Source organism: Hylemonella gracilis str. Niagara R (assembly GCF_000600295.1).
GTDB lineage: Bacteria > Pseudomonadota > Gammaproteobacteria > Burkholderiales > Burkholderiaceae_C > Hylemonella > Hylemonella gracilis_A.
The window spans coordinates 479,469-503,154 of the sequence record NZ_JEMG01000001.1 but is presented as its reverse complement, the minus strand read 5'-3'; the positions used below and the strand labels follow the sequence as shown (position 1 = coordinate 503,154).

The 23,686-nt window shown below is 57.7% G+C and carries 19 protein-coding genes and 2 pseudogenes; 13 read left to right on the top strand and 8 right to left on the bottom strand.

Features of this window, described 5'->3' with window-relative positions; all coding sequences use genetic code 11:
* Positions 1-131: 131 nt before the first annotated feature.
* The 8 genes and pseudogenes from AZ34_RS17475 to AZ34_RS02315 all read left to right on the top strand — a co-directional run bounded on the left by AZ34_RS17475 (position 132) and on the right by AZ34_RS02315 (position 9,004).
* Positions 132-1,067: a TnsA endonuclease N-terminal domain-containing protein gene (locus AZ34_RS17475; RefSeq protein WP_051509462.1), complete on the top strand. Its 936-nt coding sequence runs from the start codon at positions 132-134 to the stop codon at positions 1,065-1,067.
* The gene (locus AZ34_RS02335; protein WP_035604394.1) at positions 1,064-3,271 is read left to right on the top strand and encodes a hypothetical protein; all 2,208 of its coding nucleotides are present in this window, start codon (positions 1,064-1,066) and stop codon (positions 3,269-3,271) included. Before AZ34_RS17475 ends, AZ34_RS02335 begins: the two co-directional genes overlap by 4 nt.
* Positions 3,268-4,542: an ATP-binding protein gene (locus AZ34_RS17850; protein WP_081767043.1), complete on the top strand. Its 1,275-nt coding sequence runs from the start codon at positions 3,268-3,270 to the stop codon at positions 4,540-4,542. The genes AZ34_RS02335 and AZ34_RS17850 overlap by 4 nt, the downstream gene beginning before the upstream one ends.
* Positions 4,542-5,042 (top strand): annotated as a pseudogene (locus AZ34_RS18995) (TniQ family protein); the annotation flags it as partial. The gene AZ34_RS17850 and the pseudogene AZ34_RS18995, both read left to right, overlap by 1 nt.
* Positions 5,043-5,120: 78 nt before the next feature.
* The gene (locus AZ34_RS18605) at positions 5,121-5,873 is read left to right on the top strand and encodes a hypothetical protein (RefSeq protein ID WP_231495440.1); all 753 of its coding nucleotides are present in this window, start codon (positions 5,121-5,123) and stop codon (positions 5,871-5,873) included.
* Position 5,874: 1 nt separating this feature from the next.
* The gene (locus tag AZ34_RS17840) at positions 5,875-7,188 is read left to right on the top strand and encodes a TniQ family protein (protein WP_197026485.1); all 1,314 of its coding nucleotides are present in this window, start codon (positions 5,875-5,877) and stop codon (positions 7,186-7,188) included.
* A gap of 187 nt (positions 7,189-7,375) precedes the next feature.
* Entirely contained in the window at positions 7,376-8,062 is a 687-nt protein-coding gene (locus tag AZ34_RS02320; protein WP_051509461.1) for a DUF2971 domain-containing protein, read from the top strand.
* An 18-nt stretch (positions 8,063-8,080) separates the two neighbouring features.
* Complete coding sequence (locus tag AZ34_RS02315; RefSeq protein WP_035604385.1) at positions 8,081-9,004, top strand: hypothetical protein; 924 nt, start codon at positions 8,081-8,083, stop codon at positions 9,002-9,004.
* A gap of 166 nt (positions 9,005-9,170) precedes the next feature.
* On the opposite strand, the gene AZ34_RS17835 is transcribed toward AZ34_RS02315, so the two are convergent.
* The 5 genes from AZ34_RS17835 to AZ34_RS02295 are packed head-to-tail and all read right to left on the bottom strand — an operon-like array spanning position 9,171 to position 13,634.
* A complete protein-coding gene (locus AZ34_RS17835; RefSeq protein ID WP_231495439.1) occupies positions 9,171-9,641 on the bottom strand; it encodes a Mov34/MPN/PAD-1 family protein in 471 nt (156 codons plus the stop codon).
* Positions 9,638-11,269 carry a ThiF family adenylyltransferase gene (locus AZ34_RS17830; protein ID WP_081767039.1) on the bottom strand — a complete coding sequence of 544 codons (1,632 nt, stop codon included), beginning with the start codon at positions 11,267-11,269 and terminating at the stop codon, positions 9,638-9,640. Before AZ34_RS17830 ends, AZ34_RS17835 begins: the two co-directional genes overlap by 4 nt.
* On the bottom strand, positions 11,266-12,408 hold the full coding sequence (locus AZ34_RS02305; protein ID WP_035604383.1) for a CBASS cGAMP synthase: 1,143 nt from the start codon (positions 12,406-12,408) through the stop codon (positions 11,266-11,268). The genes AZ34_RS17830 and AZ34_RS02305 overlap by 4 nt, the downstream gene beginning before the upstream one ends.
* Positions 12,409-12,410: 2 nt before the next feature.
* The gene (locus AZ34_RS02300) at positions 12,411-13,403 is read right to left on the bottom strand and encodes a CBASS cGAMP-activated phospholipase (RefSeq protein WP_035604380.1); all 993 of its coding nucleotides are present in this window, start codon (positions 13,401-13,403) and stop codon (positions 12,411-12,413) included.
* 6 nt (positions 13,404-13,409) lie between these two features.
* Positions 13,410-13,634: a DUF2188 domain-containing protein gene (locus tag AZ34_RS02295; RefSeq protein ID WP_035604379.1), complete on the bottom strand. Its 225-nt coding sequence runs from the start codon at positions 13,632-13,634 to the stop codon at positions 13,410-13,412.
* 139 nt (positions 13,635-13,773) lie between these two features.
* Between AZ34_RS02295 and AZ34_RS17825 the strand changes: the two genes are divergently transcribed.
* Together AZ34_RS17825 and AZ34_RS02290 are read left to right on the top strand one after the other, a co-directional pair.
* Positions 13,774-14,112 (top strand): helix-turn-helix domain-containing protein, encoded by a 339-nt coding sequence (locus tag AZ34_RS17825; protein ID WP_081767038.1) that lies wholly within the window; start codon positions 13,774-13,776, stop codon positions 14,110-14,112.
* Positions 14,099-14,890 (top strand): ImmA/IrrE family metallo-endopeptidase, encoded by a 792-nt coding sequence (locus tag AZ34_RS02290; RefSeq protein WP_197026484.1) that lies wholly within the window; start codon positions 14,099-14,101, stop codon positions 14,888-14,890. The genes AZ34_RS17825 and AZ34_RS02290 overlap by 14 nt, the downstream gene beginning before the upstream one ends.
* Positions 14,891-15,187: 297 nt before the next feature.
* Here the strand turns inward: AZ34_RS02290 and AZ34_RS18990 are convergent.
* Positions 15,188-15,321 (bottom strand): annotated as a pseudogene (locus AZ34_RS18990) (transposase); the annotation flags it as partial.
* Positions 15,322-15,709: 388 nt separating this feature from the next.
* On the opposite strand from AZ34_RS18990, the gene AZ34_RS02280 reads away from it, so the two are divergent.
* Positions 15,710-16,642: an alpha/beta fold hydrolase gene (locus AZ34_RS02280; protein WP_035604375.1), complete on the top strand. Its 933-nt coding sequence runs from the start codon at positions 15,710-15,712 to the stop codon at positions 16,640-16,642.
* A gap of 199 nt (positions 16,643-16,841) precedes the next feature.
* On the opposite strand, the gene ssb is transcribed toward AZ34_RS02280, so the two are convergent.
* Both ssb and AZ34_RS02270 read right to left on the bottom strand, forming a co-directional pair.
* Positions 16,842-17,387: a single-stranded DNA-binding protein gene (gene ssb / locus AZ34_RS02275; RefSeq protein WP_035604373.1), complete on the bottom strand. Its 546-nt coding sequence runs from the start codon at positions 17,385-17,387 to the stop codon at positions 16,842-16,844.
* A gap of 143 nt (positions 17,388-17,530) precedes the next feature.
* Positions 17,531-18,796: an MFS transporter gene (locus AZ34_RS02270; RefSeq protein ID WP_035604371.1), complete on the bottom strand. Its 1,266-nt coding sequence runs from the start codon at positions 18,794-18,796 to the stop codon at positions 17,531-17,533.
* 260 nt (positions 18,797-19,056) lie between these two features.
* On the opposite strand from AZ34_RS02270, the gene AZ34_RS02265 reads away from it, so the two are divergent.
* Both AZ34_RS02265 and uvrA read left to right on the top strand, forming a co-directional pair.
* Positions 19,057-20,514, top strand: a complete 1,458-nt coding sequence (locus AZ34_RS02265; RefSeq protein ID WP_081767287.1) for a chloride channel protein — start codon at positions 19,057-19,059, stop codon at positions 20,512-20,514.
* A 143-nt stretch (positions 20,515-20,657) separates the two neighbouring features.
* Positions 20,658-23,681, top strand: coding sequence for an excinuclease ABC subunit UvrA (gene uvrA, locus AZ34_RS02260; protein ID WP_035604369.1), 3,024 nt, complete (start codon positions 20,658-20,660; stop codon positions 23,679-23,681).
* Positions 23,682-23,686: the final 5 nt, after the last annotated feature.

The window sequence follows — 23,686 nt, the reverse complement described above, 5'->3', positions numbered from 1 at the left end:
GGCGTTGCCGAGAGGCTGGTGAGCACTTCTCTTAGGTTTCGGACCCTGGGACAAGTATCCCTCCAACTTCCGGTGACGTCAAGTGCCATCACGTGGCGCTGGCGGGAGCCTGCGCCAAAAAGAAGCTGGAGATGTACTTGGATACCTCACCTGTGGGCAGCCACGCCCAATCTTCGACCGCGCCCGATGCACAGGCACGCAAGAAGGAGCCACGCGAACTGAAGTGGCAGCGCCAGAAAATTAAGCAAGGACGTGGGACAGGGAGTGGTCCAGACTATCTGCCATTTCTGCAGATCGAGCGAACCGGGTTTCAGTCCCATGGGCGCTCCCATCTCATTTTCAACCAGAAAATCGGGCGGCAACACCACCTCCTCAGCGATCTCGAACTCCTGAATTTTCTATTGGCCTGGTCACTGAAGCCGAACGATATCCGTGAACAGTTCCCGCTTCAGGCCTTTGACTTTGATCCGCAATTCTCCTTACTAACGCCGTCGGCAAGAGGATCAATACAGATCGCAAGGGATCTTGGTATTCGCCACCCTCAAATCACGAGGGACTGCCCGAGGGTTATGACGACAGACCTGCTGGTCTCTTTCGCTGATGGCTCTCACTTGGCAATCCATGCCAAATACTCGAAAGAGCTTTCGAACAGCTCAGACAGAGCCATAGACCTTCGGGCCATCGAGAGGCAATATTGGTTAGACCGCAAGGCTCAATTCATTGTAGTCAACGAGAACCGATTCACCCGGAGGCTTGCGGATCTGATGATGTGGGCGCTCGATGGAATGAATTGGGCAGAAGATCCGAATTGCCTAGAGGAAATCTTGGCAGTAATAGACCAAACGCCAGCACACCAATCACTTGGAGAACGACTGACGTACTGTTCAGCCAGGCTGGGCATGGGCAAAGAGATCGTCGTACGAGCTTTCAAGCATGCAATTCTCACCAGACGCTGGCGGCCACTGCATCTCGATCAGGAAATGGACTTGTCACGCCCCTGGCCTGGTCGGAAATCCAATGTTCAGTCTGCGATCACCGCACGCATCGCTTACGGGCCACGCAGATGATGAAGCCCAACCAGCTTGTCCTGGTTCCACCGGGAGTAGCCAATTTCAGATCCGGCTTGCACAGGATTGTCTTAGCCTCCCAGAAAGAGGACGCGGTCGCGTTGTTCTGGATTGGCAATAGCGCAGAAGACGGCTCTCTGAAACCCTTCACCCATTGCAGAAAGCCGCGCGTATACCCCTGGGATATCGTCGCCGAGAATTTGGGGAAAGGCCTGTTTCAGTCAGCGCCGGAAATCCAGATCGATGAGCCAACCAACCGACAGCGTGAAACCGTCACGATGCGCAAGCGGTATGAGGCTAACCGGGAAATCCTCACTTCACTCGTCGATCCTGAAACGCTTTCAGCAATGCTTTGCGGCGGCAGGTGGAATTCGAATATCAAAAAAGCTGCGACCAAACACCTGATCGACATCACGACTGTGCTTCGGCTTCTGGCTCGGTTCTTCACCTTGTGCATGGATGTTCATTGGGCAAGTGAAGACCGCTACTGGGTCAAGGGAAAGCGGCGAAATATCAAGCACAAGCTGGGCCGACCTTCTATGCGGGCAAAAAGCGAGCACCGCCCCTCCGCAGTTGGTCGCAATGTGACCGAAGACGACAAGGAGTCAATAAAAGTCTTCTACGAATCCCTCGAGAACCAATCAATTTCTCAGGCCGAGATGTACAGAAAGTACGAAGAGAACTTCAGGCCCAATAAAGTCCTGACGTCGGCAGATGGCGGATTCAAGGTCAGTTCGGACGCAACAGAATCATTTATCACAGAACGGCAGTTCCGGTACACACTCGCCCAGGTAACGGGACAGCTTGCGCTTCTACAGGCAGCAGCGGGGAAACGCCGCATACAGCTCTCTCATCGTCCCGCACTAGGCAGCGCACGGGACCGCATCCCCTATCCAGGGCACACGTACGTGGTGGACGCCACTGTGGGTGACATTTACTTGGTGAGTTCTTTCGATCGGCGACGTCTGATCGGACGGCCAGTGATCTATCTTGTCGTGGACGCTTTCTCTTCCTTGATCGTCGGCTTACACGTTGCCCTAGAAGGACCCAACCTTGATCAAGCACGGATCGCACTGTACCGGGCCATCGCTGATAAGAGTCGCTGGCTGGCCTGGTTGGGAGTGTCCGATTTGCATCACTTACTTCCCCAAGGCTGTGTTCCAACATTCTGGTTGGCGGATCGAGGTGAGTTGCACAGCAAGGGAAGCTATGGGGTGCAGTTGGAGCTTCGAACCAATCTCAGTATTGCCGCAGCTTACCGTGCAGATTGGAAGTCGCTAGTCGAACGGATGTTCGGAATTCTGAACACTCACATACATTGGCTGCCTGGTGCAGTTGTCCAGCGAGATAGAGAGCGAGGGACACGCGACTGTAGATTGGATGCTGTACTGACTCTGAAAGAGTTCACTCGACTACTCGTAAGGCGGATTGCAATTCTGAATCTCACACGCGACATGAGTCAGCATTTAAGTGCCACGTTCATGACGAACGACGTGACTCCGAATCCACTGGGGTTCTGGAACTATGGGATCGCCAACAAACACGGCAGTGCGACCTTTCTGGATCATCAAGCAGCAATGCGGAAAACGCTCCTACAGAAGGAAGCGATGCTGACCCGTTATGGGGTGCTGCATCAAAAAATCCGGCACACGGCCCCGTGGATGTTGGAGCATCCCGCCGTTCAATTGGCGGGCTTTGGCAATCAATTGCCTATCAAACTCATTGATTCGCCCGATGATCCCTCTACAGCGTGGTGCCTGCTGCCAGACGAGGCAGCCATGCGAGAGGTCCAGTTGCAGAAGCAGGTTCAAAATTACCGCGACTTTTCTTCTGAAGATTTTATGGAGATGAGCAGCTTTTCCAAGTCCCTTGGACAAGACCTGGCCGACGATACGGCGGACGAGCGGCTCGCGATCCAGCGGGCCAGTAGCAAGGAATTGGAGCAAGCACAAGCCGACACCGCCGCTGCAAATCGCGCGGCTCCAGTCAGTAAGCGTGCCAAGACGACGGGGGTACGTGCCAACAGGATGACCGAAACCGCGAGCAGGGGCATGGAAGAGATAAAAGATTCTCCAGCTCTACCAGTGCAGAACTCCACTGCTGACGCCGAAAAGGAAATTCCAACACCAACGCCCGTCTCCTCAGAAACACAAGAGTACTTCGAGCGGATGTCAGAACAGCTGAAGTCGTGGACTTTGAAATGAAAACCAAAGCCACTTATACGACTGATGGGTTGCCCGAGTTCTACCTGAACAACCCGCTGATCGAAGCATTGCCGTCAATCATGAGTCGTGATGAGCTCGAGTCAACGCTGCTAACACCACCTTCAGCAAGTGTTGCTGAAGCGCGAAGACTACCACCACATCTGCGGATCCACGCCATGTCTGCGCTGGACTCCTTATTCGTTCCTCGACCAGAACTGGTAGCAATCGAGTCAGAAATCGGCCTCCTGATGAGATCTGGGTATTTGCGGCGCAATCCCACCCTTGGGTCCACAACGAAAGAAATTTACACCGCGCGCGAGCGAATGCGAATGCAAGGAGGTCAGTTCTCACCTTTGCCCCCTTGTCTGATGGTGACAGCGCTCAGCGGTAGTGGAAAGTCGCGCAGCATCCGCTCCATTTTGTCGCTTACTCCTCAAGTCATCCGGCACACGCGATACGCTGGAAAGCCGTTCTCTCATACACAGATCACTTGGCTCTCACTGGATGCTCCTATCAATGGCTCCCCACGCGGGCTGTTGCTACGCGCCTTCGCTGCTGTAGATCGCGCGCTCGGTCTTGACGGCCCGGCGAGCTATGTCAGTCAGTATGGACGGGTAAAGATGTCCGTCGACCAGAAAATCGAGGAGTTCGCTCAGATTGCGACGACATTTCACCTCGGACTGCTGCACATTGATGATCTGCAGCGCCTGACAGAAGCGGGCAGGAAACAGGGAAGTCAAGTTCTGAATTTGCTGATTCAGCTGGCCAACGTGGTGAAAGTTCCTCTGGTGTTCAGCGGCACTCATCAGATGGCCAGAGTGATAGCGGGCTCCCTGGAAGCCGCTCGTCGAAGCTCTTCCGGAGGGATCGAAGATCTCCCACTTCCCAAGACAAGTGGAGACGTTCACTTCAGGTTGCTGGTCAAAGCGCTCTCCACGCACCAGTACATGGATGAACCGGTCCCTTTTGATCAATCCTGGGAGAAAAAGCTCTTCGAATTGTCGCTTGGACTTCCTGCCGTCCTGATTTCCGTTGTCACTCAGGCTCAGAAAATTGCGCTTCGCGAGGGAGCGCGCCGCCTTGAACTGGACCACCTCGATCAAGCTTTCGAGAAGAACTGTGGTTTGCTCAAGCCCGCACTGCAGGCATTGCGCAGCGAGGACCCAAACCGCTTCCTCATCTATGAAGATCTCTTGCCTTCGAAGACTCAGCTTGCCGCAGAACACGCCCGGATTTTCAAGTCCACCCGCCCATCAACTCTGTCAACTTGATGCAAGTGGTCGTCCCAAACCTTGCAGAGGCGCGACTGGCGTTGTGCGCACATTTCCCGTCCCCTTTGGCGGAAGAGACTCTTTATAGCGTCTGTGCCAGATTCCACTCCCTTACTGCGGTCCGTCGCCAGGCACTGACAGGCCTACTTCTTTTTGGTACTCATCGAGCCAGTACCAAACGCTGTATCCCCGTGGGACTTTCCACGCTTGTCCGTTGCCTACCCGAATTATTCCCATCCGAGTTGTCTGTGCTTCAGCAGCACACGCACGCCAGCCTGTACTTCCGTTTCATGTCATCCGATCAGGCATCTCGTGCAGCCGCTGTGTGCGCAGGGCCTATGCATCTGCGCGAGCGGCTTCCTTTCAACTGGGCCAGCGCACAATTTGAACGGCAACATCCTTTGCGGTCTTGCCCAACATGCATCGCTGCCGACTCCGATCAGCTCGGTTTTGCATATTGGCATCTTGATCACCAACTCCCCGGAGTCTGGGTCTGTCCGGAGCATGGAGATTTACTGCGTATAAACCTATCAAGCAGGCCGAAATCCTCATGGGTTCTACCTTCATTGATCGAGAGCGTGGTTCCCACCGAACTGCCTCATGCTGAGCACGATCTACTTGGATTGTTGGCGGACACAATCAAACGACTTTGCGGAAGCCGCCCAGCAGATCTGGCTGGACTGCGCGAGCACGTTTGCAAAAACCTAGAGCAAGCCGGTATGGTACAGGCAGGGAACGCGCTCAACGCATCAAAGGTGACCCGTTGGCTGATGCATCGACTCGGTGGATTACCAGAGACGCATTTCCATGCGTTTGACTCAGCAGCTGAATGCGAGTGCATTGTTGGGGCGCTCGGAAAGAAGAAGGCCCATCATCCCTTGCGTTGGGCAATTCTGATGGCATGCCTGCGCAAAGAAGGCGCGAAGATCGAAGGAATGCTTCAAGCAGTGGATGGTCCCAACCAACCTGGGCTTCCAGGATTCCCGATTAGGAAAGCTCCAACGGCACCAGATCGCGCGTATTCACTCATGCGCTCGGGCGCGCATATCGTCGAGGTCGCCCAATCCGCCGGTGTAACGCGCGGTGTTGTTCAACGGTGGCTGACGGATCCAGAGCTCCACGTCCTCTGGACGACGGCCAGGCTCGATCAACTTCGGACACACCATTTGACCTCGATCCATGAGGCGTTGACGTCCGGAGTTGCGAGTCGGCAAGAGCTGCGCTTGAAAGCAAATGCAGCCTATCTCTGGTTCCAGCGGAATGAGCCCGAAATACTCGAAGGCCTCATTCCACGTTCGCTCGAAGACAAACAGCTCCCCTTGTGGAAATAGCATGAAGCAGCCTCACATCCATGTCCCGCAGCCAGAACCGGACGAATCCCTGCACAGCCTGTTAATCGCTGCTTTCCGATTCTCGGGCCATGCAAATTTCCGCGACTTCACGGAACTAATCTTCCGCAGGCCGTCGGACGGAAGGGGATGGTCCTGGCGCTACAAGTCCATCGGTTACTACCTGGACCCATGCCGAAAGACAGGTTTGGCCATCTTGCAAGGGACACTTCAATTGCCCTATCTAGTGCCCTTCACAGATCCGGAAGTTGCGCGCCAAGGAGAGAACCGACTAGATGGCGAGACACGTACCGACCCTGTTGCACTGCGGTCAGCCTGGAAAGCCAACAACGGTCGACCACTCAACTATTGCCCTATATGCGTGGCATTGCATGTCCGCAGGATTGGACGGTCACTCTGGCTACGCAGTCACCAGCTTCATCATGTAAATGTCTGCTGGCGGCACGCCGTTCGGCTGATCAGGGTTCAACAGCGGTTTGGTTCTCCATTGTTGCCCCATGAATTCGAGAATCAGAAGGCCGAGTACTGCTTCAACAAATCGGATATCTGGTGGGCGCAGCAGGCACGGGAACTTCTTCTGGCCAATCACGGACCTTCCCTTGCCGAGCACCGCAGGGAGGTCTATCGGAATCGTGCAATGCGACTGGGATATGTCAAGTCAGGACGCATAGACGCCTGGGCCATTGCCTCCGACCTCGAGAAGCGTTTTGACCGCGCTCTTTTCGAACGCGTTTGTGGGAGCTTTAATCGCGAACGATTGGCCGGCATCGTTCACCGAGTTGTCTCGGGACAAGAATCTGGAATCCAACCAAGCAACCACATCTTGTGCATTGACGCGCTCTTTGGTGAGCAAAATCTTTTCTTTCAGCAGCTTAGGAATGTCCAGTCAGGCCAGAAATCTGAGGGCCAGCCACTCAGCGGCGTGAGTGGCAGACAGGATAGAAGCGCACTCGTGCACAGAGAAATCTTCATGCGTGAGCTGGGGGAGAAAGGGCGAGATGTCATGCGCCACTTAGACGATCAGTTCCCATTGACGCATAGTTGGATTCTGCAGAACGCATTAGCATGGTCTCGGCGAAAAATTGCCCAACTGGGGTCGCACAGTCCTGAACGGGTCAGTATTCTTCGCACTGCCGCGCTGGGAAAGCGGTTCGAAGAAACCGTCAATCGCAACTCACGCATTGGTGTCCTCTCTGCTATTGGCAGCGAGTCATATCCAGTAGTCATCCCGATCTACGGGGGTGATACATCCGAACACGGATTTTATGGTCTAGCGGATGGATTGATCTCTTCTTGAAATTTTCACGACTGCTCCGGGAAGCACATCAGATGATCAGGTGTAAATAGATCCTGCTAGGAAGCATGTTACCTCCCGCTCAGAGGAAGCTCGTTTTTATTTTTGAACACAGTTCTCAATTTTCATCGATTAGTCAACAATATCTCTCGTAGAAATTTATTTGTCGTTCAATGTACAAACGTCCATCATGGAAACATCAAGTACAGAAAATCTCTACAGAATTCTGCCTTTTGATCGGGCCGTTGAGGTTTTGAAGGGGTCTCTATATTTTTCACACCCATCGATGTGGGATGATCCTTACGAAACAATCGTGGATCACGACAAAGCACACGCTATGTTCGCTCAATGCTGGTGTATGAATGGTGTTTCTGACGCGATGTGGCGAATCTACTCACCTAATTCCTTGGGAGTCCGCATTCGAACAACTCGATCGAAGCTCGAAGCTGCAATGAAAAAAGGGATGAAGCGTGGCTACAAGAAACGAATTAAGGAAGTCGAATACGAAACGACCATGGAGGTCAAAAAGAAGGCTGAGAAAATTGCGAAGGAACTGAGCCAAGTCTTTGATCCGAAGAAAGCCGCCGATTTATTCTTTATGAAACGATCTGCTTTCAAGCACGAACAAGAGGTACGTGCACTTCTGTTCTGCGAGGATGCGCCCGCCAATCAGCCCCAAAAAGGATGGACGATCAACGTTGATGGGTGCGAACTTGTCGAATCCATTCTTCTTGATCCACGCGTTCCTGAGCACTTCGGCGCCGCCATGAAAAACTATCTCAAACGAGAGATCCGCTTCAATGGCTCGGTACAAAAATCTGCCCTTTACTCGAAACCACCCGTCTTCGACGGAAGAGTCCCCGCTGAGGACCTGTGATGGAGTGAGAATCTCGAAATGAATTCAGCGGAGCTCTGGCAAGAAGTCTTTCAAAACCTCAGCAAGAATGCGGAGGTATATCTGTCCTCTGAAAAGATTCGCGATAAATACAAGGACCCAAAAACATCCATCATTTTTCTTGTGGATGATCTCGATCACGGAGTTAACGCTTGTATCCGCCGGACTGCTCAGAGCACATACGAGATTCGCATTCTCGCTGGCTTAGTTGGTGCGCTAGAGCGCTTCAGTGAGCAAGCAATCTTCTCGTACCCAAGCCTATTTCAAAGCCTGGATCGTCACGATCAAAAGAAAGTCGATGCCACACGCTCGTACCTTCTTTACTTATGGCTGGATTTTGTTTTTTGCCATGAATGGGCGCATGCCTTATGCGGTCATCTCGACTTCGATACGCGAGTCCACGAGTGGTATGAAATGGAGAACGAGGAATTTGCTACCAAAGGAATTAAAGATGAGATATGTCAGCGCATGGAGGCAGAGGCCGATTCATTTGCCGCCAAATTTTCTTTAGCCAGATTCTCGACATACTGGGATAGTCTATCTAGAGATCTTTACCCAAGTCATGATGGTCAAGCTGCTCTTCGCGACTATGTAATGGCAATACTCTTACTTTTTCGCTTCTTTGAAGAACTTAGATCCAAAGGGACGAAGCCAAAGAATACACACCCAACTCCATTTACCAGGGCATTCATCTTCATGGCGTTCTGTCTCGGGGAGTATAAAAACATTCCTAGACTGCCCATTCTTTCATCAAAAGAAAAGGATAGGTTGTTTGGCGTTGCAGCAATGGATTTTTATGTCACGGCGCTTGGAATTACTCCCGCTGCCTACCTAGCTAAACTTGTCGAAGCGACAAATTTCACCGCATCAGTCGGCACTGTGATCGACAAAATCGGGCTACAGAACTTCCGAATTACCAAATAACTCAACCGTACTTAAACAGCCAATCACACAGCCCAACGGATGCTATTTTGAATCACGCGCAAGCTGTCGCTGTGAAATTGCACTGAAGCCTGCCCCAATCGTTCCATCAATTCTTGACCCACAATACTCTTTGTGAGTTGAAGGTGTCTATTGGAACCGGGGCGATTCATTCCTCAACCGGCGCAAATATCAGTGGGTCACTTGCTGCAGGTACTAATCGGACGTGGAGAACGTCTGTGCCAACTATCACGGCAAGCATAGGGCGCCCATCTTTGCGAGCCCTGGCCTTCTTCTCCCATTCATTCAAATCAGTTCCCGATGGAGTCGGAATGGATTCCGGATGCGTGTGCCACTCACCCAAGTAGCGCAACTTGCCACCAGTCGAAACCCATCTTGCCTTGGCGATGAGTTCATGTCCCTGAGGGAACCGCTCAAAGAGATAGCGAAGACGTTGGTCCCAAGCCGTCGGTCGCGTCGCCTCTACCACCTCTAGGTGATCACCACGAACATATCCCAAGAGTATCCCGCCAGCCTCAGGTAAGGCCGCTTCCTCTTGCCGGAACTCTTCAAAGACCTTCAGAACGCCTTCGCTGAAGGTGAGTAGATGTCGGTAATCTGTAACTGCCCACGCTGTCATGAACCGCATACTGGGCATTTTTCATGCGGCTCAGGAGTGCAGTCTGGCGTCACTAGCGACAATGATTTATCCAAGAGACGAGTCTGCAACTTGTCTTCCAGTTTTTCGTTGACCCAACCCAACGCCATTTCTGCACCAAGGCTGGATGCCTGAACTGACACCGAAGCTGGGAAGGGGACATACATCCCCTCGCATCCTTGACCAGCCATTACAGACGGAGCACCGCCAAGCACGGCTTGATAGCGGCCTTCTCGGGTATGTTGACAGAGGCATCTGTAGCACGCGGTGGCGGCCTTATCCCAAAACAATCCACGTACTGCCGTACCGGGTCCGTCAACCCAAACCGATAGCATCGGTGACAAGGTCTTCACTCTGTTTGCCAGCCAATGACCAAGAGCTTCTTCTCCTGTCGCATCAATTATCAAATCCTGCCCCGCAAGATTCGCCATTCGAACATCTACTTGCAGGGCTCTAATCTTCGCGGAAGGTAGTCCAAACTGCAATTCAACTGACAATGCATATGCCTTGTTCCTGAATAGAGCAGCGAAGCCTAAACGATGACGCCCCAGGTTGTTGGGCATCAGTTTGTCATTGTCAATCAATGTCAACTGACCACCACCAGTTCCTGCGCCTGCTTTCACGAGCATTTCAGCCAAGTAACCACCAATAGTTCCACAACCGACAAGGGTGATTTGCTTGCCTGCCAAGGTCTTCTTCCCTGGCATGTTTCTTCCTACAAGATACCGGTCATCAATCCTCGTGACAGAGCATGGAACGACCTGGGCTGCGTACGGCTCATTCAATGCGCTGTTGGCTTTGTTTTTTTCTCCACCATTCTGGTCTTCGTTGAAACGGACAACTACCCCATATGTCAGGAGAGGAGACTCAATTAGCAGCAGCGCTTCGCTGGCTTTTTTTGATTTGGCCTGGGCAATTCTTTCACTGAGTTTCTTTCGGCAAGCCATATCCAGTGAGCCTTGCCAATAAAGCAGTTGAGCTACTGTTGTCGGCGGCCATTCTGTTTGCGATGGTTTCGGCTTCGCCTGTGTTTTGACCCTATACACGGGGACTGTGGAATCAGAAAATTTCCAACCCACGACCCTGAGCTTTGCCTTAGTGAGCTCAGGATTGTCGCAGGCGACAAGAGCCTTGAGCTCTCCAGAACCTACCCATATTGCATGCTGCGCCCCAAGCACGGTATCGTTGAAATCTGTAAGACAGATTTCCCCATGCCAAAAGGCGAAGAACTCTTCTTCCATGTCTTCGAGCATCTCATGCTTGAGCAACTTATCGAGGACAAACTCTGCTCGCACAATGAATGCCAGGGTCTGACCTACAGGATCAAAGATGTCGACGACTACGGAATTCTTCGCCAGATAGCAGATACCTCCATCATCGGCGATGTGGGGGGCTACCGGCCTAAGCGTGGCCGGAACCGTGGTGAGCGTGATGGCCGGGAGATCATGGAACTCGGGGTCAATCAAAATCTGGCAAGCGTGCACTCCACCATCTGCATTGAGACCGCCCGCGAATCTTAGCCATCCACCGTCGACTGTTCCGAGGTAGTCAAACCCTCTGCCCCGAAGAGCATCGACCACCTCATCAACACCTGCCTTGAGTTCTTTCATCCAGCTTTTGTGCGGCCAATGATTTCTGATGGGCCAGGCTGTGCCGGCGCAGCAGCCACAGTTGCGGCCACTGTGACTGACTTAATGCGCTCGGGTTCGTTGGGAAAGCGATGCCCGAATTTCTCCACCAACCAAGTGCAAGCTTGGGCTGCATTGCTGGCGTTGATGGCCCCACGCAGATAGCGTTCGAGTTCTTCAAACGCCTTGGCAGCTTCTTCAACTTTTTGGGGACCGAGACGAGCTGTCAGTGACTCTGCCGGATCGATTGGATTGAAAACACCCCTGCGAAGTGCTCCAGGAATCTTGGCAACCACATCCAGCAAAGCCACATCATCACGGCGCTCACGCTTCTCGAAGTTCGGCGTTGCCGCTGCCATCAAAAGAATCGATGAAGGGCCGTCTGTCGGCCATTGCCAGTCACGGAAAGCCTTAATGAAGCGAATAATGCGGCGCAACTGTTCACCTTTGACCAATACTTCACGCTCAAACCATTTCTTCACTGGGCGAGGGTCCGATTCAAGCCAGTCTTCTTCTCTATGGGCCAGTAGAACACTATGGCGAGGCAATGCCCACCAGGCATCCTGTTCAGCCTTTGCCATAACCGCTTCGCGAATTTCGTTGTAGCCATGGTCCATCGCCATCTTGGCGAGAGTGGTGAATTCCTGATCAGGAATGGCATACAGAGGAATGTCGACGTGGGCATAGTCCGAAATCACAACCCGGACACAGGTTGGTTTGTCAATGATGAGTTGCCAACCTTTGTTGGCATCGACCAGGAGCTTTAGTGCCGCCTCTGCAGCCTTAAAGAAGATGGCGCTGGCCATGCTCGGTCGTTTTGTCTGCGAAACGAAGCTGAGCGGCATATACGCGCCATCATCAATATCTGCCTGTTGCGGTTTTTGAGCAGGCGCATTGAGTGTCTTGTACGCCCAGGACCCTTGCGTGAAAAAACGCGGTTCAGGCACTGGGCCAGGATAGCCAGCTTTTTTCAGTTCTTGCGGAATCCCTGTTCGAAGTCGTTCTCGGATGACCCTCTTCGCTTCCCCAATGTATTTTTCTTGAGGACTCTTGAGGTTGAGGTTCTGCAGCAGGTTTGCGTCGCCTGCGTCTGTGTAGAACAGAGTGCTAATGTTCAGCATGATTACTCCTCGCAGTTGCGATTTGGGCCGTGGTAGAAAACAGGCTTCATCGCAATGTGCTCACGAAAGGCCTGGAAACGCTGATCACCAAGTGACTTTTGTGCCGCATGCATGGCACGGTCTCTCAGCGTATTGGTCGAAGCTTGTGTGACGACATCCAGGTCCTTCACATCCTTGCTCTGGTCTGGTGTCGCTTCGTCATCAATCAGAAAATAGTCTGTACCCAGTGACTGGAGCAGCATGTAGTTCACAGACGATGCTTGCGCTGAAATCACCAGATTGAAAAGCCCCGCCTTCCAGCGAAGGAGTCCTTGGTCTAAAGGAGCATTCCCTCGAATGGTTGCGCCAATCGTCATCGTCCCGATTGACATGACGCGTACGTTTGCGACCTTTCCATCTGGAAAGAAGGTCCGAATTTCATGCAACCCAAACAGACCAGGGGCGTTGCCAACAAGACCTCCGTCTGCGAACACTCCTCGGTGGTTGCGGAATAAGGGGAAGTACACAGGTGCGGCGGCAGTTGCCAGCGCTGTGTCCACCAGCGACATGTGCAGGTCTGTCTCGAAAGTCTTGTAATGCGGCGTCTTGAAAAATTGACCACGACCTGTGGTGTAGTTGACCGCGGGGATGAGCACTGGATGTTTCAGATGGCCAATCAGGTCGTCCTTGAACGTATCTTTCAGAACAGTGCGCAGCCCATCGTGCGTATGTTTCGCCTTCCACCAGAAGCCCAGAACTCGACGAAGCAAGGTGCGCTTTCCGAAAATCTCACATCCCCGCTTTTCGAAGAGTGCCTTGAGGTCTGCCGCGGAGATTTCTTTTGCCAGACCAAGTGCCAGCAGTCCACCAACTGATGTGCCGCAGATGAGGTCAAAGTGCTTCGCCAGCGGTTTCCCCAGAGCTCGCTCAAGCTCGGCCAATACCGTGGCCGTGTAGAGGCCACGGTAACCACCGCCCGAGAGCGCGAGGACGTGATACGTGGGGACGCCACTCATGCCTACTCAGCCCGGAGGGGGAAAGGGGTCGTTGCCGTAGCTGTCCTTGTCGCGAATCTGCCCGTTGGGACGGTGAATCACGACCTCGGAACCCTGGTTTTTTGCGATTTCACGCGCAACCCCAGCCGCCTGAGCCTGAGTCGGCTTGACCGCCGTCGCCGTCTTATTGCCTTCGCCCTTGACGGCCCAACCGTCCTTGTGGGGGACTACATGCTGATTTTTACCTGTCATTTCGTTACCTTTCGGGCCTTTCCGGCCTGTGAACGGAACGTAATATTAATCTAACGAAATCAATCTCGTCAACTGTTGTGTAACGCAGCGTCAGATATATACTCCTGGGCTGGGCAAACAGCCCAGTTTCGGAGAACCTATGTCACTTGGAGCCAGGCTGACCGAGCTTCGGTTACGCAAAGGCGCATCGCTGCAGGACGTAGCCGACGCAGTTGAAGTATCAAAGACCCACATATGGGCTCTTGAAAAGGGTGGCACTAAGAACCCGTCACTCGATTTGTTGAAAAAGCTAGCGGAGCACTTCAACGTAACAGTCGAGTACTTGGCGGGTACAGGCGACGCCGAGTCGCTAGTTGAAGTCGAAGCACAGCAGTTTTTTAGAGACTTCAAGTCACTTTCTGATGCAGAAAGATCTCTATTGCTGCAAACTCTCGAGGTGTTCAAAAAGAAGAATGCCCGGGGAGATGCTGAAACTTGACCTCATAGAACTCGCGGACCTTGTCCATCCCGAAAAGCTTGTTGATGAAATCATCAAGCAGAACCCGGGAATCCCAACACCGATTCCGGTGGAGGAGATCGCTCGCCTCGCAGGTATCACGAAGATTCAACCGCTTACCAGTGACGGCTTTGAAGGCACACTCATTGCGAACGCCGAAAAGTCGGACGGCGAAATTTTCTACAACTCCACCAGGCCGAGATCAAGGCAGCGTTTCACCATTGGCCATGAACTCGGCCACTTTCTTTTGCCCTGGCATCGCCAGACCACATTCCAGTGCACGACCGAAGACATTTCGGCCCGCACGAACAATGACTGGGAAATTCAAGCCAATCAGTTCTCAGCTGAATTGCTTCTACCGCGACTCCTCATATGCCAAAGGCTTCAGAAGTATGGCTCGCCTGAGATGAGCCATATCCAGAAACTCGCTGAGGATTTTGAGACCAGCATTGAGGCCACTGCCCGCCGATTTGTCGAACTCTCCGAGTATCCATGTGCTGTTGTTTTCTCCAAAGACAACTTCGTGCGATACAACGTGAAGAGCGAATACTTTGAAGAACAGCTGAGTGTCTGGAAAGGAGACATATTGCCCAATCCCAGCATGAGTCGACAGGCAACGTCTAATCCTGATGAATGGCATGAGATTGAGGCCTACTGGTGGCTTAAAGAACGTAAAGGGCACGACTTCCCAGAGTCTGTGTATGAACAGACCCTATGCCAAGAAATTGGCTACAAGGTGACACTACTCACATACGAGTAACGCTTAACTGAACTAGTGATAGCCCATTTCCACCACACCCGGTTTCGACCGCTTCGTAACATCTGGGGCCATTCTTTTTCAAGCATCGATGAATTGATTCCTAGCTAAGCATCGCTCCATGCGCTCGCCCCAAGCGACGGGCCAGCTCATTATGTAGATCTGCTTCAGATTGCGCCGCGGTTCCCGCAGTTTTGTTGCCTCGATTCCTAGCCACGTGGTCAGCTTCTCGGTATTGGGACCTAGCTTGCTTGGACTGACCCGCCTTGTGTAGGTGGGCTCGATCTCATCCCACCGCAGGTACTTCTTCTTCCACGTGTAGAACGTTGCTTCCGATACGCCAATCTGCCGACATACGTCCACTACCGGCATGCCGCTTTCGGCCAGCCGCAACGCGTAGGCAATTTGCTCCTCGGTGATTTCGATTTCTTCATCGCTTCTCCTCGCCCCGCTCGAGGCCAGGGGAAGCAACCGTACCTCTAGTTTTGATCTGTGTAGGTTTTTCGGGGCACGTTAGGTGGCTTAGTTCTGATCAACTCGGCGGTCCAACCCGAGGGGTTCACTGCAAAGACTACAGGGGAACTGCGGTAGGTGTAGAGATGCAGCCAGTCAGCGATCATGTCTTTGACCTTGTGCAAGCAGTCGAACACATATATCAACTGCAAAAGCTACTCGACAAATGAAGTAATTGTCGAAAAGGCTGTCCGACAATTGATTTGCAAACAAAATTGCTGACTCCACATGGAGTCTTGGGACTTCTAGAACGCCATAAGTCTTTGATTTATATAACACAAAATTGCTGACTCAATTGTCAGCGACATCATGAACCTCGCCACCAAGCTCGTAGCCGCTTCCAGCCTCGCCGTCGCCGCCGCCACGGCGGTCGCGGCCCCTCCGGCCGCGGCGCCCGCGCCTGTTCAGGCCGCTTCACAGTTCATTGCAGCCAACGACGGCACCTTGCTGTACTACAAGGACTGGGGCCCCAAGAACGGGCCCGTGGTGGCCTTCAGCCATGGCTGGCCGCTGAGCTCCGACAGCTGGGAATCGCAGATGCTGTTCCTGGCGGAGAAGGGTTTCCGCGTGATCGCCCATGACCGCCGTGGCCATGGCCGCTCTGGCCAAGCCTGGTTGAACAACACCATGGACCAGTACGCCGACGACCTGGCATCGGTGCTGAACGCTCTGAACGTCCGCGACGTCACCTTGGTCGGTTTCTCGACCGGCGGCGGCGAGGTGGCCCGCTACATCGGCCGCCACGGCAACGCTCGCGTCAGGAAGCTGGTTCTGGTGGGTGCCGTGACGCCGATCATGGTCAAGACGGCCGACAATCCGAACGGCGTTCCGATGGAGGTCTTCGACGGCCTGCGCAAGGCCTCGATCGACAACCGGTCACAGCTCTACAAGGATTTGGCCAGCGGCCCGTTCTTTGGCTTCAACCGCCCCGGGGCGAAGAGCTCGGCCGGCCTGATCGACAACTTCTGGGTCCAGGGCATGCAAGGCAGCCACAAGTCGACGTACGACTCCATCCAGGCCTTCTCGGAATCGAACTTCGTCGAGGACCTCAAGCGCGTGACCGTTCCGACGCTCGTCATCCACGGCGCCGATGACCAGATCGTTCCCATCGAAACCACGGGCCGCGCCACGGCCAAGCTGGTCAAGGGCGCCAAGCTGATCGAGTACGCCGGCGGCCCGCACGGCATCACCGACACGCACAAGGACCGGCTGAACCAGGATCTGCTGGACTTCATCAAGTAAGCGTCCAAGGACGTGAAGGCGCAGACCGGACAGGTCTGCGCCTTCTTCGCCTGTCAAAACCGGGAGAGCACATGCCGGCTAAGGGCCGCACCGCATGTGCTGCGGCAGGCGTGGCGCGCGGTGCATGGGTCACCAACAAGCAAAAGGCCCGTCACCCATGGGCGACGGGCCCGATTCCTGTTCGATCTGAAAGTGGGCTTTAAAAAGGAATATCGTCATCCATGTCGTCAAAGCCCGAGCCGGCAGCCGGCGCGGACTTGGCTGCGGGGGCCGAGCGCTGAGGCGCGGCCGCAGGACGTGCGTAACCGCCCTGCCCCCCCCCCGACGGGGCCGCGGCGCGCGCGGGCCGACCACCGCCGCCGTAGCCGCCAGCCCCACCGCCACCTTCCTCGTCCGGATTGCCCATCCCCTGGCGACCGCCGAGCAATTGCATTTCGCTGGCGATGATGTCGGTGGCGTTCTTCTCGATGCCGTCCTTGTCGGTGTACTTGCGGTAGGTCAGGCGGCCTTCGACATAGATGGGGGTGCCCTTCTTGACGTACTCGCCCACGATCTCGGCCAGGCGCTCAAAGAAGGTGACGCGGTGCCACTGGGTTTCTTCGACCATCTCACCGGAATTGCGGTCCTTGCGGCGGCTGGTGGTGGCGATGCTGATGTTGGCCACGGCGCCGCCCGAGGGCAGGTAGCGGATTTCGGGGTCGCGGCCGCAGTTGCCGACCAGGATGACTTTGTTGACGGATGCCATGGCTAACTCCTGATTCCTAGATTCCTGAATGCGTGGGTACCCACGCATGATGGGGCCGATTATCCCGCCAATGGCCGGGCGGCAAACCGGCCTGATGTTTCACACTTGGTGGATTCTGAACATCTGATCGGCGACCCGTGGCTTCACCGACTTCCTGCGTCCCCGCGCCCGGGCGTCTGCATGGGCCAGGCCACCCAGAGCCACAAAACCATGGCCCCGGCGCACGCGAGGAACAGGGTCGATGGACCGCCCTGCTGAGCCAGCCAGCCCCCCGCCGCGCCGCCCACGAAGAGGCCCAGCGATTGCACGGCGTTGTACACGCCCAGCGCCGTACCGCGCGCATGGGCCGGTGCGATGCGCGAAACGAGGCTGGGCTGCGTGGCTTCCAGCACATTGAAGCCGCAGAAGAAAACGAATAGCAGCAGGCCAAGCAGCAACACGCCCAGCAAGCCACGCCAGTTGTCGGCACCCGTCACATGAGCAGCCTCGGGCAGCACCACGACGGCGGCCAACAAGCCCAGCTGCGCCAGGCCGATCAAACCGATGGCGGCCAGGAACACGGCGCGCAGGTAACCGCGCTTTTCGAGCGGGAACAGGGTGGCCATCATCACAAAGAAGGAGGCCAGCACCGCGGGCAGGTAGACCCACCAGTGGTGAGCAGCCACCAGGCCGGCGCGCACCAGCAGGGCGGGCACGGCCATCCACATGGCGAGTTGCACGGCATGCAGCAGGAAAACGCCCGCGTCCAGCCGCAGCAGGCCGGGATGGCGCAGCACCTCGCGCAAGCCCGCGCGCAGCGAGGCGGGTGCAGACTCACCCGCAGGCGCGTGTTCCCCCGACACCGCGACCGGCGCCTCTGGCGGCACGACCCAGATCACCACGGCCACGCCCCCCAGGGCCAGCAGGGCGGTGAACCAGAACAGGCCGCTCAAACCAATCCAGGCCGTGAGCACCGGCGCCAGCAGCAGCGAGAGCGCGAACATCAGCCCGATGCTGGCGCCGACCAGGGCCATGGCCTTGGTGCGCACCGCGTCGCGGGTCTGGTCGGCCAGCAGGGCCGACACGGCGGCTGACACCGCGCCCGCGCCCTGCAAGGCGCGCCCGACCAGCAGGCCCAGCAGATGGTCGGCCAGCGCGGCCACCAGACTGCCCAGCGCGAACACCAGCAGCCCCAGCACGATCACGCGCTTGCGACCATAACGGTCCGAGGCCAGGCCGTACGGCAGTTGCAGCAGCGCCTGCGTGAGGCCGTAAATGCCCATGGCCAGGCCAACCAGGGCCACGTCTTCGCCGCCGGGATAACGCTGCGCCTCCAGGGCGAAGACGGGCAGGACGAGGAACAGCCCCAGCATGCGCAAGGCAAAGATGCCAGCCAGTGAGAAACTGGAACGCCGCTCCGTGGCCGTCATGGCGGTGGACCCCGACCCGGGTACTGCATCGCGCGCCGACACCAGGGGAGCGGGCGACGAGGAGGAAGACGAGGGAGGAAGGGAGGAACTCGACACAGGCAGGCGGTGAACAGCGGGAGCGCGACGAGGGCGCAGCCCGCCATTGTCCATGATCTGACGTGCCACAATGGGCCGGCGCAGGGGCCATGCGCGCAAGCATCGATGCCGATGCGCCGTTGCGCCCTCATCCATCCGATTTCGCCTGTTTCCACCCGAACCCGATGCATGACGCCCAGCCCCCCGACCCGAACCAAGACAAACACGTGAACAACGCGCGCGACAACCCGCGCGACGAACCCCAGACCGACTTTCTGCAGAACTTCCAGGACGAGCTGTCCAATGGCCGGCAATGGCTGGAACGCGCCATCGTGCTGGCGCACGCCGTGGTGGCGGGCCTGGCCGTGGTGGGCTTCACCTTGCTGTCGGACGGGGCCTTCAGCCTGTTCCAGGCACTCTACGCCGCCATGCCCTGGGCGGTGTTGCTCTGGATGCCGCTGCTGACGGGCGCCATCGTCTGGCTGACCCGTCGTTACGCGCCGGGTGCGGCGGGCTCGGGCATTCCGCAGGTGATGGCCGCGCTGGACCCGATGCTGCCGCCCGGGGCGGGCCACCGTTTCGTTTCCCTGCGCCTGGCCGTGAGCAAGATCGGGCTGGGCGCGGCGGGTCTGCTGGCGGGCCTCTCGGTCGGACGCGAGGGCCCTTCCGTGCAGGTGGCTGCAGGTGTGATGCAGAACGCGCAACGCTGGCTGCGTCCCGGCTCGGGCATCGACCGCCAGGCCCTGCTGGTGGCCGGCGGCGCGGCCGGCATCGCGGCGGCCTTCAACGCGCCGCTGGCCGGCGTGGTGTTCGCCATCGAGGAACTGTCGCGCAAGCTGGAGTCGCGCAGCAGCGGCCTGGTGCTGGCCGCCATCGTGCTGGCGGGGCTGATGAGCGTGTCGGCCTTCGGCAACCTGAGCTACTTCGGTGTGATCCGCGTGCCGCGCCAGGGTTGGGACATGCTGCTGCCCGGCCTGCTGGTGACCGTGTCCTGCGGCCTGCTGGGTGGCCTGTTCGCCCGCCTGCTGATCGCCTCGCTCACGGGCGCGCCCAGCCGCTTCAACCGCTGGCGGGCGCGCTGGCCGGTGCGCTTCGGCATGGCGCTGGGCCTGGTGTTGGCGATCATCGGCCTGGTCACGGGCGGCGCCACCTTCGGCGCGGGATCGGAAACAGTACGCGAGATGCTGGCCGGCGAGGAACAGGCCGTGTCCGCGCCCTTCTACGTGACACTGAAGTTCGTCGCAACCTGGCTGTCGTCCTGGGCGGGCGTGCCGGGCGGCATCTTCGCGCCGGCCCTGTCCATCGGCGCGGGCATAGGCAACAACGTGGCCCAGTTCCCGCTGGACGGTGCGGCCGGGCTGGCGCCCGCGCTGATCGCCATGGGCATGGCCGCCTTCCTGGCCGCCGTGACGCAAGCGCCGTTGACGGCCTTCATCATCGTGATGGAGATGGTGGACGGCCACGCCATGGTGCTGAGCCTGATGGCCGCGGCCATGCTGGCCAGCCTGATCTCGCGCCTGATCAGCCGCTCGCTCTACCTGGCCCTGGCCGAGTACATGGTGAACGCGGTGCTGGCGCCGCCCCCGGTGCCGGCCAGGCATGCACCCGAACCCAGGCCGCCCACGAGCCCGCCGCACGCTTAAGGCGCGCACGGCTGAAACGCGGCGCGTGCCGATGGTCGGGGTTTTCTCTATCATGGTGGGTTTCGCCTTCCCCACTGGTGAGCTGACCCGCGACGCGAACTGCGCAAGCAGGGAACAGCCCAAGAGCCCACGGTCCACGCCCCATGAACCAGCCTGTCACGCCCGACGAAGGGCGCTACCTCGCCAACGCCTTGCAGCAGCAGGCCATCCACATCCGCGGGGCGCGCACGCACAACCTCAAGAACATCGACCTCGACATCCCGCGCAACCAGCTGGTGGTGATCACCGGCCTCTCGGGCTCGGGCAAGTCCAGCCTGGCCTTCGACACGCTGTACGCCGAGGGCCAGCGCCGTTATGTGGAGAGTCTGTCGACCTACGCCCGGCAGTTCCTGCAGATGATGGACAAGCCGGAGGTGGACCTGATCGAAGGCCTGTCACCGGCCATCGCCATCGAGCAAAAGGCCACCAGCCACAACCCGCGCTCCACCGTGGGCACGGTAACGGAAATCCACGACTACCTGCGCCTGCTCTACGCCCGCGCCGGTACACCGCACTGCCCCGAGCACAACCTGCCACTGCAAGCCCAGACCGTGAGCCAGATGGTGGACGCGGTACTCGCACTCGCGCCCGAGGAGCGCCGGGCCGCCCCAAGCGACGAGCGCCCCCTCGGGGGGCAGCGAGGACACGGCAGTGCCGAGCGTGGGGGCGAACAATCCTTGAGGATCATGTTGGTCGCGCCCGTGGCACGGCAAAAGAAGGGCGAGTTCAGCGAACTGCTCACCGACATGCAGGCTCGGGGTTACGTGCGCTTTCGCATCGATGGTCAGGTGCATGACTTCAACGACCTGCCCACGCTCAAGAAAACCGAGAAACACGACATCGACGTGGTGATCGACCGACTGCGCGTGCGCTTGGCCGCGGAGGGCGATGACGCCGAACAAGTCCGCGAAGCGGCCGCACTGCGCCAGCGCCTGGCCGAAAGCTTCGAAGCCGCGCTCAACCTGGCCGAGGGCCGCGCCATCGTCGTGGAAATGGACGGCGCCCAGAAAGAACACCTCTTCAACGCGCGCTACGCCTGCCCGCTGTGCAACTACTCCATCGGCGAGCTGGAGCCGCGCCTGTTCTCCTTCAACTCGCCGCAGGGGGCCTGCCCGGAATGCGACGGCATCGGCCAGCAGGAGTTCTTCGACCCCGCGCGCGTGGTCGCCTTTCCGTCCCTGAGCCTCGCGAGCGGTGCCATCAAGGGCTGGGACCGGCGCAACAGCGTCGCTTTCGCCATGGTGGAGAGCCTGGCCAAGCACTACAAGTTCAACGTTGAGTTGCCGTTCGAGGAACTGTCCCCTCACATCCAGCATGTGCTGCTGCACGGCTCGGGCGAGGAAGAAATCAAGTTCAGCTACACCATGGGTTCGGGCAGCTTCGCGGGCAAGAAGGTCAGCAAGACCCACGCCTTCGAGGGCATCCTGCCGAACATGCTGCGGCGCTGGCGCGAGACCGACTCGGCCCTGGTGCGCGAGGACCTGGGCCGGCTGCGCAGCATGCAGCCCTGCCCGGCCTGCGCCGGCACGCGCCTGCGCACCGAAGCACGCTTCGTGCGCATCGGTGATGGCGCGCAGTCCCGCGCCATCTACGAAGTCAGCCGCGCCACGCTGCGCGATGCGCAGTCCTATTTCGAGACGCTGCAGATGCAGGGCGCGAAGGCCGAGATCGCCGCCAAGGTGGTGCGCGAAATCCGCCTGCGCCTGCAGTTCCTCAACGACGTGGGCCTGTCCTACCTCAGCCTGGACCGCAGCGCGGATACGCTCTCGGGCGGCGAGTCCCAGCGCATCCGACTGGCCAGCCAGATTGGCAGCGGTCTGACCGGCGTGATGTACGTGCTGGACGAGCCCAGCATCGGCCTGCACCAGCGCGACAACGACCGCCTGATCGCCACGCTGCAGCACCTGCGCAACCTGGGCAACAGCGTGCTGGTGGTCGAGCATGACGAGGACATGATCCGCGCCGCCGACCACGTGATCGACCTCGGCCCCGGCGCGGGCGTGCACGGCGGGCGCATCCTGGCCCAGGGCACGCCCGGCGAGGTGGAGGCCAACCCGGCCTCGCTGACCGGCCAGTACCTCAGCGGCACGCGCGGCATCGCCGTGCCCGCTGAACGCCACAAGGCGACGAAGGAGGTGCTGCGCATCGTGAACGCCACGGGCAACAACCTCAAGGGCGTGACAGTGGACATCCCCGTGGGCCTGTTGACCTGCGTGACGGGGGTCAGCGGCTCGGGCAAGAGCACCCTGGTGAACGACACACTCTATGCCGCCGCGGCCAAGCAGATCCACCGCGCCCACGAAGAGCCGGCGGCGCACGACACCATCGAGGGCCTGGACGGCTTCGACAAGGTCATCAACGTCGACCAGTCGCCCATAGGCCGCACGCCACGCAGCAACCCGGCCACCTACACCGGCCTCTTCACGGCCATCCGCGACCTGATGGCCGAGACGCCGACCGCGCGCGAGCGCGGCTACGGCCCGGGCCGCTTCTCCTTCAACGTCGCGGGCGGCCGCTGCGAGGCCTGCCAGGGCGACGGCGTGGTGAAGGTGGAGATGCACTTCCTGCCCGACGTCTACGTGCCTTGCGACGTCTGCCATGGCCAGCGCTACAACCGCGAAACCCTGGAAGTGCAGTGGAAGGGCTTGAACATTGCGCAGGTGCTCAACCTGACGGTGGAACAGGCCCATGCCTTCTTCAAGGATGTACCCGCCATCGCGCGCAAGCTGCAGACCTTGCTGGACGTGGGCTTGAGCTACATCCAGCTTGGTCAGAGCGCGACGACACTGTCGGGCGGCGAGGCGCAGCGCGTCAAGCTCGCGCTGGAGCTGTCCAAGCGCGACACCGGCCGCACGCTTTACATCCTGGACGAACCCACCACCGGCCTGCACTTCGCCGACATCGAGCTGCTGCTCAAGGTGCTGCACCAGCTGCGCGACGCGGGCAACACCATCGTCATCATCGAACACAACCTGGACGTGATCAAAACCGCGGACTGGCTGATCGACATGGGCCCGGAGGGCGGCTCGGGCGGCGGGACGGTGGTGGGAGTGGGGACGCCGGAGGAATTGGCCGCGAACGCGGCGAGCCACACAGGCAAGTATTTGGGACGGCTCCTGAAGGTTTGAGGCCC

Bases quoted from the DNA above. Each gene is read 5' to 3' on its own strand.
- ssb (WP_035604373.1), bottom strand. From the start codon at position 17,387: ATGGCATCCGTCAACAAAGTCATCCTGGTCGGCAACTGCGGCCGCGAC.
- AZ34_RS02290 (WP_197026484.1), top strand. From the start codon at position 14,099: ATGCTGAAACTTGACCTCATAGAACTCGCGGACCTTGTCCATCCCGAA.
- AZ34_RS02280 (WP_035604375.1), top strand. From the start codon at position 15,710: ATGAACCTCGCCACCAAGCTCGTAGCCGCTTCCAGCCTCGCCGTCGCC.
- AZ34_RS02335 (WP_035604394.1), top strand. From the start codon at position 1,064: ATGATGAAGCCCAACCAGCTTGTCCTGGTTCCACCGGGAGTAGCCAAT.
- AZ34_RS02265 (WP_081767287.1), top strand. From the start codon at position 19,057: ATGCATGACGCCCAGCCCCCCGACCCGAACCAAGACAAACACGTGAAC.
- AZ34_RS17475 (WP_051509462.1), top strand. From the start codon at position 132: ATGTACTTGGATACCTCACCTGTGGGCAGCCACGCCCAATCTTCGACC.
- AZ34_RS02295 (WP_035604379.1), bottom strand. From the start codon at position 13,634: ATGACAGGTAAAAATCAGCATGTAGTCCCCCACAAGGACGGTTGGGCC.
- AZ34_RS17825 (WP_081767038.1), top strand. From the start codon at position 13,774: ATGTCACTTGGAGCCAGGCTGACCGAGCTTCGGTTACGCAAAGGCGCA.
- AZ34_RS17850 (WP_081767043.1), top strand. From the start codon at position 3,268: ATGAAAACCAAAGCCACTTATACGACTGATGGGTTGCCCGAGTTCTAC.
- AZ34_RS02300 (WP_035604380.1), bottom strand. From the start codon at position 13,403: ATGAGTGGCGTCCCCACGTATCACGTCCTCGCGCTCTCGGGCGGTGGT.
- AZ34_RS17835 (WP_231495439.1), bottom strand. From the start codon at position 9,641: ATGACAGCGTGGGCAGTTACAGATTACCGACATCTACTCACCTTCAGC.
- AZ34_RS02320 (WP_051509461.1), top strand. From the start codon at position 7,376: ATGGAAACATCAAGTACAGAAAATCTCTACAGAATTCTGCCTTTTGAT.
- AZ34_RS17830 (WP_081767039.1), bottom strand. From the start codon at position 11,269: ATGAAAGAACTCAAGGCAGGTGTTGATGAGGTGGTCGATGCTCTTCGG.
- AZ34_RS17840 (WP_197026485.1), top strand. From the start codon at position 5,875: ATGAAGCAGCCTCACATCCATGTCCCGCAGCCAGAACCGGACGAATCC.
- AZ34_RS02305 (WP_035604383.1), bottom strand. From the start codon at position 12,408: ATGCTGAACATTAGCACTCTGTTCTACACAGACGCAGGCGACGCAAAC.
- uvrA (WP_035604369.1), top strand. From the start codon at position 20,658: ATGAACCAGCCTGTCACGCCCGACGAAGGGCGCTACCTCGCCAACGCC.
- AZ34_RS02270 (WP_035604371.1), bottom strand. From the start codon at position 18,796: ATGACGGCCACGGAGCGGCGTTCCAGTTTCTCACTGGCTGGCATCTTT.
- AZ34_RS02315 (WP_035604385.1), top strand. From the start codon at position 8,081: ATGAATTCAGCGGAGCTCTGGCAAGAAGTCTTTCAAAACCTCAGCAAG.